The organism is Jiangella anatolica, from assembly GCF_003236295.1.
Classification (GTDB): Bacteria; Actinomycetota; Actinomycetes; order Jiangellales; family Jiangellaceae; genus Jiangella; species Jiangella anatolica.
The window spans coordinates 18,227-31,041 of the sequence record NZ_POTW01000020.1 but is presented as its reverse complement, the minus strand read 5'-3'; the positions used below and the strand labels follow the sequence as shown (position 1 = coordinate 31,041).

Annotated in this window: 11 protein-coding genes; 4 read left to right on the top strand and 7 right to left on the bottom strand. The window is 74.5% G+C overall.

What is annotated here, in order from left to right; all coding sequences use genetic code 11:
* Positions 1-41: 41 nt before the first annotated feature.
* Together C1I92_RS10625 and C1I92_RS10620 are read right to left on the bottom strand one after the other, a co-directional pair.
* The gene (locus C1I92_RS10625; protein WP_111254639.1) at positions 42-2,000 is read right to left on the bottom strand and encodes an FtsX-like permease family protein; all 1,959 of its coding nucleotides are present in this window, start codon (positions 1,998-2,000) and stop codon (positions 42-44) included.
* Positions 1,997-2,764, bottom strand: coding sequence for an ABC transporter ATP-binding protein (locus C1I92_RS10620; RefSeq protein WP_111254678.1), 768 nt, complete (start codon positions 2,762-2,764; stop codon positions 1,997-1,999). The genes C1I92_RS10625 and C1I92_RS10620 overlap by 4 nt, the downstream gene beginning before the upstream one ends.
* A gap of 108 nt (positions 2,765-2,872) precedes the next feature.
* On the opposite strand from C1I92_RS10620, the gene C1I92_RS10615 reads away from it, so the two are divergent.
* Positions 2,873-4,147, top strand: coding sequence for a sensor histidine kinase (locus C1I92_RS10615; protein ID WP_199521117.1), 1,275 nt, complete (start codon positions 2,873-2,875; stop codon positions 4,145-4,147).
* On the top strand, positions 4,132-4,833 hold the full coding sequence (locus C1I92_RS10610; protein WP_111254637.1) for a response regulator transcription factor: 702 nt from the start codon (positions 4,132-4,134) through the stop codon (positions 4,831-4,833). The genes C1I92_RS10615 and C1I92_RS10610 overlap by 16 nt, the downstream gene beginning before the upstream one ends.
* A gap of 121 nt (positions 4,834-4,954) precedes the next feature.
* Here C1I92_RS10610 and C1I92_RS10605 read toward each other — a convergent pair whose 3' ends face one another.
* From C1I92_RS10605 to C1I92_RS10595, 3 genes are all read right to left on the bottom strand, one after another.
* Complete coding sequence (locus C1I92_RS10605) at positions 4,955-5,578, bottom strand: DUF305 domain-containing protein (protein WP_111254636.1); 624 nt, start codon at positions 5,576-5,578, stop codon at positions 4,955-4,957.
* Positions 5,579-5,637: 59 nt separating this feature from the next.
* Positions 5,638-6,066, bottom strand: coding sequence for a DUF6153 family protein (locus tag C1I92_RS10600; protein WP_111254635.1), 429 nt, complete (start codon positions 6,064-6,066; stop codon positions 5,638-5,640).
* Positions 6,067-6,285: 219 nt separating this feature from the next.
* Positions 6,286-8,907: a tetratricopeptide repeat protein gene (locus tag C1I92_RS10595; protein ID WP_111254634.1), complete on the bottom strand. Its 2,622-nt coding sequence runs from the start codon at positions 8,905-8,907 to the stop codon at positions 6,286-6,288.
* Positions 8,908-9,029: 122 nt separating this feature from the next.
* Here C1I92_RS10595 and C1I92_RS33350 point away from each other — a divergent pair, with 122 nt between their 5' ends.
* The gene (locus C1I92_RS33350; RefSeq protein WP_146605093.1) at positions 9,030-9,215 is read left to right on the top strand and encodes a hypothetical protein; all 186 of its coding nucleotides are present in this window, start codon (positions 9,030-9,032) and stop codon (positions 9,213-9,215) included.
* Positions 9,216-9,307: 92 nt separating this feature from the next.
* Here the strand turns inward: C1I92_RS33350 and C1I92_RS10590 are convergent, their stop codons facing one another.
* Positions 9,308-9,766 (bottom strand): SRPBCC family protein, encoded by a 459-nt coding sequence (locus C1I92_RS10590; protein WP_111254633.1) that lies wholly within the window; start codon positions 9,764-9,766, stop codon positions 9,308-9,310.
* Between the two features lie 124 nt (positions 9,767-9,890).
* Between C1I92_RS10590 and C1I92_RS10585 the strand changes: the two genes are divergently transcribed.
* The gene (locus C1I92_RS10585; protein WP_111254632.1) at positions 9,891-10,919 is read left to right on the top strand and encodes a DNA topoisomerase IB; all 1,029 of its coding nucleotides are present in this window, start codon (positions 9,891-9,893) and stop codon (positions 10,917-10,919) included.
* On the opposite strand, the gene C1I92_RS10580 is transcribed toward C1I92_RS10585, so the two are convergent.
* Positions 10,916-12,706, bottom strand: coding sequence for a thiamine pyrophosphate-requiring protein (locus C1I92_RS10580; protein WP_111254631.1), 1,791 nt, complete (start codon positions 12,704-12,706; stop codon positions 10,916-10,918). The genes C1I92_RS10585 and C1I92_RS10580 overlap by 4 nt on opposite strands.
* Positions 12,707-12,815: the final 109 nt, after the last annotated feature.

Genomic DNA, 12,815 nt, shown 5'->3' with positions numbered 1-12,815 from the left:
CGTCCGAACGCGCCACGGCCGCGTCTTGAAGGTTTCGGACCTCAGGCGCGGGCGGAAGATCGGTTCGGACGGGCTCCGGCGAGGGCCGCCGCCAGGGCGAGGACGCCGCACGTGACACCGATCGCGGCGAGCGGAAGCCACGGGATGGTCATGGCCGGTTCGACGCCGGTGCCGGCGAGGTCGGCGGAGATGGCGCGGCGCGTGAGGATCCCGAGGAGGAGCGTGGTGAGCCCGCCGAGGGCGAGCCCGGCGCCGGTGATCAGCACCGCCTGCCAGATCGCGGTGCGGCGGAGCTGGTCGCCGGTCGCTCCCAGCAGGGCGAGCGTGCGGTGCTGGCGACGTCGTTGGGTCGCACCGATCAGGGTGGCGTTGACGACGGCGATGGCGGCGTAGAAGCCGGCCGGGCCCAGCAGGATCGTGAGGCCGAGGCTGTTGGCCCGCCGGGTCTCGGCGGTGACGGCGTCGATCCACTCGTCGGCGGTGCGGACCTGGCTGCCGGCGCCGGCCAGCTGCTCGGCCAGTCGCGCGCGCACCGCGGCCGGGTCGGCACCGGGCTCGAGGACGACGAACAGCTCGCTCGGACTGGTCCCGGCCAGCTGCCCGGCAACGAGATCCGTGGGCACGAGGAGCTCGCCGTAGAGGCCGGGGGCGTCGTGGACGACGGCGACGATGCGCAGGTCGACAGGGCTGCCGTCGATGCGAGCGGGCAGGTGGTCCCCGAGGTCCTGGCCGGAGTCGCTCACCCAGGTCTCGGTCACCGCGACGGTGGCGCCGTGCAGGTCGTCGAGGCTGCCGTCGACCGCCTCCAGCCCGCGGGCGACCGTGGCGGTGGCGACGTCGACGGCGTCGACCTCCTCGTCGCCGTCCGCGAGGGCGATGGCGGTGATGCGACGGGGGTCGGCCAGCCGCACGTCCGGGTCGGCGGCGATGGTGGTGACGGCCTCCTGCGCGTGCGCCGGGTCGGTCTGGACGACCAGCGGGGCATCGAGCCGGGCGCGGTCCTGTGCGGAGGTCCAGTCGGCGGTGAAGCTGAGCGAGAGGATCATCGAGCCGGCGATGGCGGAGATCGCGAGGACGGGCGCGGCGACCGAGGTGGTGGTGCGCACGGCGGCGCGCAGCTCGTCGCGGGCGATCCGGGCCGCGACGTCGCGGTGGACGAACGGCCGGCCGAGCAGGGCGGCGAGGCGCGGGATCAGGAGCGAGCCGAAGCACATGATCCCGATCACGACGACCTCGGGCAGCAGCATCGAGGCGACCAGCATGAACAGCGGGTCGCTGCGCTGGGCGAGAAGTGCGGCCGCGACCACCCCGGCCAGGCAGATCGTGCCGACGATCCACTGCGGCAGGCTGGGGCGGCCACGCTCGATCGATGCCTCTCGCAGCGCGGCGCTGGGCGAGACCTTGGCGGCGCGCCGCGACGAGCGCCAGGCGCCGAGCAGCGCCACGACCAGGCCGGTCGGCGCCGCGATGGCCCAGGCCAGCGACGGCGACGGCGCGATGAGGTGCTGGTCGGTGACCCCGACGTGCCGCACCAGCGCCAGGATCGGCGGGACCAGCGGGGTGGCGACCAGGCAGCCGGCGACGGAGGCGGCGAGCGCGACCGCCAGCGACTCCCCGAGGACGAGGCGTCGCACCTGCCTGCCCGTCGCGCCGACGAGGCGGAGCAGTCCGAGCTCACGGCGCCGGGTGGCGATCACGAACCCGAAGGTCGACCCGACCACGAACAGCGCCATGAACATCGAGACCCCGGACATGATGCCGAACATCGACGTCAAGCCGTCGAGCTGCTCGCGTTGCTCCTGGGTCGCGGCCGGGCCGAGGTGGGCCAGGGTGGCGTCGACGGAGGCGATCAGGTTCACGGTGGTCGCGATCAGGACCACGCCGCTGGCCAGGGCGACGAACGCGCCGAGGTAGGCCGCCCAGGACGTGCGGACGGTCTGCCGGGCCAGCCGGCTCATCGGACCGGTGACGGGGCTGGTGAGCGTGCCGGCGATGCTCATCGCTGCTCCAGTTCGCTCATGCGCTGCGCGATCGCGGTGGCGTCGGCATGCCGGAGCCGTCCGACGATCTGGCCGTCGGCGAGGAACAGCGTCTCGTCGGCGTACGAGGCGGCGAGGGGGTCGTGGGTCACCATGACCACGGTCTGCCCGCCGTCGGCCAGCGATCGGAGCAGGTCGAGGACGTCGCGGCCGGTGGTGCGGTCCAGCGCGCCGGTGGGCTCGTCGGCGAAGAGCACATCGGGTCGTCCGTAGAGAGCGCGGGCGATGGCGACGCGCTGTTGCTGACCGCCGGACAGCTCGGTTGGGCGCCGCCGGGCCAGGTCCCGCAGCCCGACCTGGTCCAGGGCGTCGTGGACGGCCCGGCGGTCGATCCGCTGGCCGGCGAGGCGGGCGGGAAGGGCGACGTTCTCGAAGGCGGAGAGCGCGTCGAGGAGGTTGTAGGACTGGAACACGAAGGCCATGGCGGTGCGCCGGAACTTCGTCAGCGCGTTCTGGCCGAGCCGGCCGAGGTCGGTGCCGCTGATGCTGACCTGCCCGCGCGTGGGCGTGTCCAGCCCGGCCGCGAGCTGCAGCAGCGTCGACTTCCCGGAGCCCGAGGGGCCCATGATCGCGGTGTAGGTGCCGGTGGCGAACGCATGGGTGACGCCGCGCAGGGCGTGGACGCTCTCGGCGCGCGACTTGTAGGTGCGGGTCACGTCGTCGAGGGCGACCGCCGGCGCCGCCACGGGCGGCCGAGGTGGCGTGGTGATCGTCGATGTCGTCATGCATCCAGTCCAGCCGCCGCGTCGCCGGGACACCCGGGCCCGCACGCGACATCACCGGTAGCGCCGGCGCTACCGCCGGCACCCCGGCCAGCCTTCTACGCTGGCCCCGTGACCCGCCCCGCGACGTACCCCGACGCATGGTCCGCCCTGCGCGGGCGGCCGTGGCGGTTCCTGACGTCGGTCTGGCCGTGGCGCTGCCTGGCCTACCTGGTGTCGACCGTCCCGGTGGGGCTGGTCGTGCTGGTGGCGCTCGCCGCGGTGATCGGGCTCGGTGCGCTGACCGCGGTCATCGTGGTCGGGCTGCTGCTCCTGACCAGCGTGCCGCTGATCACGACCGTCGTGGCCGAGGTCGAGCGGGCCAGGCTCCGCCTCGTCCTGCCCCAGGCGCACGCCACGACACCGGCCGGCGGGCCGGCGACCACGCCGCGGGAACGGCTGCGCGCCTGGCGGACGCTGCCGATGTCGTGGTCGGAGCTCGGGTACGCCGTCCTGCTCGCCACCGTGTTCTGGGTCGTCGACGGCCTCGTGCTGATCCTGGCGCTGGCCGTGCCGGGCGTGCTGATCCTGGCGCCGCTGCTGGTCCGGGTCGACACGATGGACGTCGCCGGGTGGCAGATCGACACCGCGGCCGAGGCCTGGCCGGCGTTCGGCATCGGCCTGGTCGCCGCGGCGACGGTGGCCTATCTGATCACCGCGCTGGCGTGTGGCCAGGCCGCACTCGCCAGGGTCCTGCTCGATCCCCTCGAAGCCCGGCTGGTCGACGCCGTCAACCAGCTGCGGCGGTCCCGGGCCGGGCTCGTGGACGCGTTCGCGGCCGAGCGCCGCCGCATCGAGCGCGACCTGCACGACGGCGCGCAGCAGCGTCTCGTGGCCCTCACCATGACGCTCGGCCAGGCCGAGCTGGAGCTCGACCGAGGACCCGGGCTGGACCTGGTCACGAAGGCGCACGGACTGGCGGAGGAGGCGCTGGCGGAGCTGCGCGCCACCGTCCGCGGCATCCACCCCCAGGTGCTGACCGACCATGGCCTGGCGGCGGCGATCCACGAGCTCGCCGGCCGCTCCCCGGTCCCGGTGGACACCGACCTCCACCTCGACGGGCGCCTGCCCGCACCGGTCGAGACGGCCGCGTACTTCGTGGTCAGCGAGGCGCTCACCAACACCGCCCGGCACTCGGGCGCCACGCGGGCACAGGTCCACGCCTGGGTGACCGGCCAGACGCTGACCGTGACGGTCATCGACGACGGCCGTGGCGGCGCCGAGCCGGCCGACGGGAGCGGCCTCGCCGGCCTCGCCGCGCGGCTCGAGGCGATCGACGGCACCCTGGAGGTCACGAGCCCGCCCGGCGGCCCCACCACCGTGAGGATGACATGCCCGACGACCTGACCGCCCCGGCCGCGCCCGGCCGGACCGCGCTGCGGATCGTGCTCGCCGAGGACTCTGCCCTGCTGCGCGAGGGGCTCGCCGGCATCCTGGAGAAGGCCGGTCACCAGCTGCTCGCCGCGGTGGCCGACGCCGACGCCCTGCTGGCCTACACCGCGCGGCACGAGCCCGACGTCGTCGTCACCGACATCAGGATGCCGCCCACGCACACCGACGAGGGGCTCCGGGCCGCGGTCGCCATCCGCGCGCGGCACCCGGGCATCGCGATCGTGCTGCTCTCGGCCTACATCGCCGAGGCCTACGTGGCCGACCTGCTCGACTCGACGGCCGCCACCAGCCAGGCCGGCATCGGCTACCTCCTCAAGGACCGCGTCGGGCACGTCCGCGAGTTCCTCGACAGCCTCGACCGGGTCGCCCAGGGCGGCACCGTCGTCGACCCCGACGTCGTGCGCCACCTGCTGGCCCGGCGGCGCAACGACGGGCCACTGACCGCGCTGACCGAACGCGAGCACGAGGTCCTCGCCCTGATGGCCGAGGGCTACACCAACCCCACCATCGCCGCGCGCCTGTTCGTCAGCGAGGCCGCGGTGCGCAAACACGTCGGGAACATCTTCGCCAAGCTCCACCTCGATCCCGACTCCGACCGTCGCGTGACGGCGGTCCTGACCTACCTGCGCGGAAGTTCCTGAGCCACGAGCTCGCCTGCTCGCGTCATCCCGCGCGGCACGTTGCATCCGGCGGGGAGCCGGCCGGACTGACCTCGGCTCGCGGTGGCGCCGGGCGCGCGCGTCCCGGCGCCACCGCACGCCGTCAGGACGCCTGGAGCAGCTCCTCCATCCGCGTGATCTCCGCCTGCTGCGCGTCGACGATCGTCTGCGCGAGCGCCTGCGCCTCCGCGTCGGCGCCGTCGGCCAGCTCGGTCCCGGCCATCGCGATGGCGCCCTCGTGGTGCTCGATCATCATGGTGAGCCACAGCCGCTCGAACTCCGCGCCGGTGGCCGCGGCGAGGGCGTCCATGTCCTCGGCGGACATCATGCCCTCCATGCCGGCTGTGTCGCCGCCGCCGTGACCGGCGTGGCCGCCACCGCCGCCTCCCGTCGGGGCGGCGTCCGCGCCCCAGCGGTCGAGCATGGCGGTCAGCTGGTCGATCTCGGGCTGCTGGGCCGCCTCGACGGCGGCGGCGAGCTCGGTCAGCTCGGCGCTGACGCCGTTGGCGGGCACCATCCGGGCCATCTCGACGGCCTGGGTGTGGTGCACGATCATGGCCTGCGCGAACTCGACGTCGGCCGCGTTCGACGACGCCGTCGTCGCGCTGTCGCCGGGCGCGACGGTGCCGCCGCCGGTGTCGTCGCCGGAGTCGCTGCCGCAGCCGGCCAGCACGGCGCCGGCCAGCGCGATCGCGACGATGGGCAGGGTGAAGCGCTTGCGGTGCATCGGGTGTTCCCTTCAGTGACGTGAACCTGCGAACCTGCGGGTCGGACGGATCCGACCGGCTAGGTCCGCATCACGCACAGGGACACCAGGAGCGCCGAGCCGTGCGGCCGCGGCGGGCCTCGCTCGGCCCGCCGCCACGCGCCCGGCCGCCACTCGCGGGGCAGGACGGCGATCGGGCGGGTGGCCAGCAGCAGCCACCCGGCCAGCGCCGCCGCGGCGGCCGTCAGCACCGCCAGGCACAGGTGCAGCAGGCCGTGACCGGACGGCTGGTCGTGGTCGCCCGCGCCGGGCGGGCAGTCGCAGCCGGGGTCGGCCTGCGGGCTCATGCTCATGCTCATGCTCATGCTCATGCTCGTGCTCATGCCGGCGGACGGCTGTTCGCTCGCGGCCGCCTCGTGCCCGGACCGGGCGACGTGGTGCATCAGCACGATGCCGAGGACCAGGGCAGCGACGGCCAGCAGCCGTATCGCGTGCCGTCGGATCCTCACCGGACCCACCCTAACCGGCCACCGTGTGGGCCCGGCTCTGCCGTGCTCCTGTGACGGAAGCGACCCCTGGGGAACCGGCGGTACCCGCGAAACCGGCGGATGCGCGCCACACAGCCAGGCTCCTGGCCCGCGTCGGTTTGTGTCCGGCGGTTTCGCGGGCATCGGCCGTCATCGCGGGTACCGGCGCCCGGTGTGGGATCGCTGTCATAGGCCGCCCGGTCACATCACCCGGGTCAGGGCGCGGCCGGTGACCAGCGGGGCGTCCGGGCGCTGACAGCCGCAGTCGTCGCCGGCGTCGAGGTGGGCGGCGACGCGGGCGGCCTCGGGGAGGGAGGCGGCCCGGTAGCGCTCGCCGGCGCGGGCCCACAGCTCGCGGGCCGCGGCACGGTCGCCGCGGGCGCAGGCGACGGCGGCGAGCCCCTCGTCCGCAGCCGCCACACCGAGCTGGTCGGACAGCTCGGTGGCGACGGCCCGGGCGGTGGTGAACGCCTGCTCCGCGTCGTCGAGGTCGCCGCGGTAGCGGGCGGCCACGCCGGTGGTGTGGTGGACGTGCATCTCCAGCCCACGGTCGCCGAGCTCACGGGCCAGCGCGAGGGCGGCCAGGCGCCGGCCGGCGGCCGCGTCGAACTCGCCCGACGCCGTCAGCGCCTCGGTCAGGCTCTGCTCGAGGTACGCCTCGCCGACGCGGTCGCCGAGCCGGCGGCACAGCACCAGCCCCCGCTCGGAGTGCTCGCGGGCCGCGGCGAAGCGGCCGAGCTGCAGGCAGGCGGACGCCGCGTTGGTGAGCGCCCACGTCTCGCGGTCGTGCTCGCCGTTCTCCCGGCAGGTGGCGATCTCCCGCTCGAAGTGGGCCAGCCCCTCGGCCAGCTCGCCGGCCTGGACCTGGGTCAGGGCCAGGTTGTTCGCGATCACCCGCACCTGCCGGTCAATGCCGTGCCGGCGGAAGATCTCCTGGGCGGCCCGGAACCCGTCGGCGGCCTTGTGCAGGTCGCCGGACTCGGCGTCGATGATCGCCAGCGAGCTGACCGCCTGGGCCACGCCCAGCTCGTGATCGGTCTCGGCGAACCGGGCGGCCGCCTCGGTGAGGTGCCGGCGGGCGGCGGCCAGATCGCCGATCCGCAGCCAGGTCCCGCCGAGCTGACGTTCGGTCAGCGCGATCACGACGGGATCGCCGTGCCGCTCGGCGGCGTCCCGCGCCCGCAACTGCAGATCGAGCACGACCTGCAGATCCGCCCGCAGCCGCAGGTACGGCGCGAGCGTCAGCACCAGCGCCACGGTCGCCTCGGCGTGCGAGGCGGCGGCCTCGCTCTGGATCAGCGCGACCAGCGTCGCCGCCTTGGCGTCCAGCCACGCCAGGGCCGCGGCTCGGTCGGCCGGCGCGGGCGCGACGGGATCCGCCGGGTCGCGCGCCAGCAGCGGCAGCCCGACCGAGTCCGGATCCGGCAAGCCGAGCTCGGCGGCCATGGGCGCGGCCGCGTGCCGGTAGTGGGCGAGCAGCCGGGCCACCGCCGCCGACCGGTCCGACGGCCGATCCTCGTCGACGGACAGCGCGATGAGCTGCGCCCGGACGAGGTCGTGCAGGTCGTAGGTGCCGGGTCCGCTGCGCCGCAGCAGGTAACGGCCGGCGAGGAACGCCAGCCGGTCGACCGCCTCGGCAACCGGCACATTGGCCAGCGCGGCGGCCGCCGGCGCGTCCAGCAGGTGCGCGGGATGAAGCGCGAGCAGCCGGAGGAACCGCTGGTCGTCGCCGGACAGCGCCCGGTACGACAGCGCCAGCGACGCCTCGACGTCCGGCTCCAGCCGCAGCCCGGCGAGCCGCTGCCGCAGCTGCTCGGCGACCTCGGCCAGCGTCCAGTCGGCGCGCTCGGCGATCCGCCGGGCCGTGATGCCCAGCGACAGCGGCAGCCGGCCGTTGGCCCGGACGATCTCCAGCGCCGGCTCAGGCTCGGTGTCGATCCGCTCCGCACCGGCCAGCCGCCGGAACAGCTCCAGCGCCTCGTCGTCGGTGAACGGCTCGAGTTCGACCCGCTGCACCGGCCTGCGCGCGCCGGCGCCGCCGCCCGGCAGCGTCAGCCGGCTCGTCACCAGGACCCGGGCGGGCGTCGTGGCAGCCAGCAGCGGCGCCAGTTGCCGCTCGTCGCCGGCGTTGTCGAGGACGACCAGGGCGGGCCGGTCCGCGAGCCGGCGCCGGCACTGCGCGACCAGCTCGTCCAGGTCGCCGGCCTGCCAGCGATGGTCCGGCTCGCCGAGCAGCCGCAGGACGCTCACCAGCACCGCGCCCGGTGCGAGCGGCGCGGCGCCGTCGGGCTCGAAGCCGCGCAGGTTGACGTGCAGGACGCTCCGGCCGGGCCGCAGCACAGCGGCCGACCGGAGCGCCAGCTCGGTCTTGCCGACCCCGGCCATCCCCGTGATCACCGTCGCGGTGGTCGGCGGCGCGGACCTGATCGCGGCCAGCTCCGGCCCACGTCCGGTGAACTCCGGCACCGCGTCGGTCAGCGTCTCGGCGACGAGCGCCAACTGGTCCGGCGCCGAGCCCATCGCCCGGCCGGCGGCCAGCCGCCAGGTCAGCGCCTCCGCCTCCGGCAGCCCGAGTGCCGCGACGATGTCGCCGACCAGCTCGGCGTCGACCCGGCGCCGGCCCGGCTGGAAGGCGTCATAGACGGTGACGCGGCCGGGACGCGCGGCCGCGGCGGGCACCCCACGGGCATCCCGCAGCTCGCCGATCCGCCGGGTGATCTGCGCATACGACGGCGAGCCGGCCCAGACCCGGAGCCGGGTCAGCCCGGCCGCGAGGTCGTCGAGGCTCCACAACCCAACCGCCTGCGGGCGGTCCTCCCCCATCGACGCTCCCTCGGTTGTTCGGGGTCGTTCGGACTCCGTCCACGGCGGGCGGTCCGGCGGCCGATCGCGGTTAGCGTGCCAGTGGTCATTGTCCACTGTCTGGAAGTACGGAGCGTGATGGCATGCGTCGAGTGATCGTGAGCGCCCTGGTGGGTATCGGCCTCGTGGGGGCGGGAGTCGTCGCGGCGGCGCCCGCGAACGCCGTGCAGGCGGGCACCTGCGTCGGACACCACTACTTCTTCATCGACACCGAGACCGGCGGCTACGGCACCTGGTACAACTCCGACCGCTGCGACTACTGGCCCTGATCGGGCAGCACCTGCGCGCCGTAGCGCGAGTGTGAGGGCCGCGTGGTGGCTCGGCCGCCACGCGGCCCACGGCGACGCCGGCATGGTCGGCGTCAGCCCTCACGGGGAACGTCGCCGCGCCAGGCGCCGGAGGCGAGGCCGCGCGACTCGATGAACTCCTTGAAGTTCGCCATGTCCCGCTCGGCGGCCATCGAGACCAGGCCGGTCTTCTCGCCGACGGTCTCCGCCACGCCCTCGGGCTCCATCTCCAGCTGCAGCGTCACCCGCGTCGTCTCGGCATCCAGCTTGTGGAACGTCACGACGCCGGACTGGTCTACCCCGGTGGTGGCGCGCCAGGCGATCCGCTCGTCGGGGTGCTGCTCGGTGATCTCGGCGTCGAACTCGCGCTCGACCCCGGCGATCTTCACCGTCCAGTGCAGGTGCCGGTCGTCGAGCTGGCGGACCGTCTCGACACCGTCCATGAACTGCGGGAACTCCTCGAACTGGGTCCACTGGTTGTAGGCGGTCGTGATCGGGACGTGCACGTCGACGAACTTCGTAGCCGTGGCCATCGGGTGCTCCTCTCATCGGTCGGTTGTGCGGTCTCTCGGCCCGTACCCGGCTGCCCAGCCCGGTAACAACGTGTGCGGCCGGCCCGGATCGGGTACGAACGGCCAGCACGAAGGGGAGGGGTGGATGCGGCTGCGACGATGGGACCCCGCCGGGCCGGCGATCCGGCGGCGCCGCCACGGCAGTGGCTTCGGCTACCTCGACGTCGACGGCGAGGCGCTGCGCGACGAGGCGACACTGGCCCGCATCCGGGCCCTGGTGATCCCACCGGCCTGGGCCGACGTCCGGATCTGCCCGTGGCCGCACGGTCACCTGCAGGCCGTCGGCACCGACGACGCCGGCCGCAAGCAGTACCTGTACCACGAGGCCTGGCGCGTGCAGCGGGACCGCGAGAAGTTCGCCCGCGTCCGCGAGTTCGGCCGGACGCTGCCGAAGGCCCGCGCCCGCATCGCCGCCGACCTCGCGACGCGCGGGCTGAACCGGCGCCGCGTCCTGGCGACGGCCGCCCGGCTGCTCGACATCGGGTTCTTCCGGATCGGCGGCGAGGCCTACGCACAGGAGAACGGCTCGCACGGCTTGGCCACCGTGCTCCGCTCGCACGTCGGCCTCGCCCGCGGTGGGTCGGTCGTGTTCGAGTACCCGGCGAAGTCCGGCCAGGAGCGCGTCCAGGCGGTCGCCGACGCCGACGTGGTCGCGGTGGTGCGGGCGCTGCTGCGCCGGCGCGCGCCGGAGGAGCGGCTGCTCGCCTACTACGAGGGCCGGTCCTGGCACGACGTCCACTCGGCCGACGTCAACGAGTACCTGCACGAGATCTGCGGCGACGACAACAGCGCCAAGGACTTCCGCACCTGGCACGGCACCGTGCTCGCCGCCGTGGCGCTGGCGACGGTGTCCGACGATCCGGCCGGGCTCAGCCGGACCGCCCGCCGCCGGGCCGAGACGCGCGCCATCAAGGAGGTCGCCGAGTACCTCGGCAACACCCCGGCCGTATGCCGCTCCGCCTACGTCGACCCCGCGGTGATCGAGGCGTTCGAGCAGGGCGTCACGGTCCGGCCCACGCTGGAGCGGCTCGGCGCGGACGAGGTCCTGGTCGCCGACGCGGACCGGGAGCGCGTCGAGCGCGCCGTCCTCGACCTGCTCGACGAGTTCGCCTAACGGCGGCCCGGCACGAGGTCCTGGGCCTTCGCCTTCACGCCCTGGACCAGCACGTGCCAGGCGTTCGGATCGCCCCTGAGCAGCGCCTCCGTCGTCTCCTTCAGCTGGTCGAACGTCGCGTGCGGCGGGATCGGCGGCACCTCGGGGTCGCAGCGGACGTCCAGCAGGACGGGGCCGCCGGCGGCCAGCGCGTGGTCCCAGGCGTCGCCCAGCTCGGACGGGTCGTCGACGTTCAGGGCGTCGAAGCCGAAACCGCGCGCCACCGCCGCGTAGTCGATGTCGGGAAGGGACTGCGACTCCTCGAACTTCGGCGCGCCGCCGAGCGCCCGCAGCTCCCACGTCACCTGGTTGAGGTCGTTGTTGTGGAACACGCAGACGATCAGCCGCCGGTCGGTCCAGCGGTCCTGATAGCGGGTGATCGTCAGCAGCTCGGCCAGCCCGTTCATCTGCATCGCGCCGTCGCCGACGAGCGCGACGACCGGGCGGTCCGGGTGCGCGAACTTCGCGCCGATCGCGTACGGCACCGCCGCGCCCATCGTCGCCAGCGTGCCGGACAGCGAGCCGCGCATGGTGCCGCGCATCCGCAGCAGCCGTGCGTACCAGTTGGTCGACGAGCCGGAGTCGGCGGTGACGATCGCGTCGTCGGGGATGCGCAGCGACAGCTCGTGCACGATCCGCATCGGGTTGAGCGGCGCCGCGTCGACCGACGCCTGTCGCTCGACGGTGTCCCACCAGTCCGCGACCGACGACTCGACCCGGGCCCGCCACGACCGGTCGGTCACCGGTCGCAGCAGCGGTAGCAGCGCCCGCAGCGTCGCGCCGGCGTCGCCGATCAGGTTGACCTCGGTCGGGTACCGCAGCCCGGCCATGCGCCCGTCGATGTCGATCTGGACCGCGCGGGCCTGGTCGAAGCCGGGCAGGAACTGGCTGTACGGGAAGCTGGAGCCGACGATCAGCAACGTGTCGCAGCCGTCCATCAGCTCGTAGCTGGCCCGGGTGCCGAGCAGCCCGATCGACCCGGTGACGTACCGGAGGTCGTCGGTGAGCACGTCCTTCCCGAGCAGCGCCTTCGCCACGCCGGCGCCGGTCGTCTCGGCCACCTCCATGATCTCGCCGGCCGCGCCGCGGGCGCCCTGCCCGACGAGGATCGCCACCTTCGAGCCCGCGTTGAGCACCTCGGCCGCCGCGGCCAGCTCCGCGTCGGAGGGGACGGCGACGGACGAGGGCTCGTCCGGCGGGCCGGACGGCACCTGCCGGAACACGTGTGCCGGCGCGCTGTAGTCCAGCTCCTGCACGTCGGCCGGGACGATGACCGCCGTCGGGGCGCGCCGGGCCAGCGCCGTCCGGAAGGCCCGGTCGACGACGTTCGGCAGCTGCTCGGGGACGTTCACGTCGGCCAGGTACTCGCTCGCGACGTCCTTGAACAGCGCGTGCAGGTCGACCTCCTGCTGGTAGTGCCCGCCCATCGCGGCCCGGTCGGTCTGCCCGACGATCGCCACCACCGGCACGTGGTCCAGCTTCGCGTCGTAGAGGCCGTTGAGCAGGTGGATCGCGCCGGGCCCGGAGGTCGCGACGCACACGCCGGGCCGGCCGCTGAACTTCGCGTACCCGACCGCGGCCAGCGCCGCCAGCTCCTCGTGCCGCGTCTGCACGAACCGCGGCCGGTCGTCCGCCGCGCCGAACGCGGCGACGATCCCGTTGATCCCGTCGCCCGGATATCCGAAGACCTGCTCGACGCCCCACTCGCGCAGCCGTCCCAGCAACCGGCCGGCCACCGTCTCGGCCATGATCCCTCCTCGCTCGGCGTGCCTGTCCTCGGCCCGTACCCGACGAGGCGCGAGTCAGTCGCCTAGGGGGTGGCTGACGGATATTGGCGGATGCGGGCGGCGTCCAGGC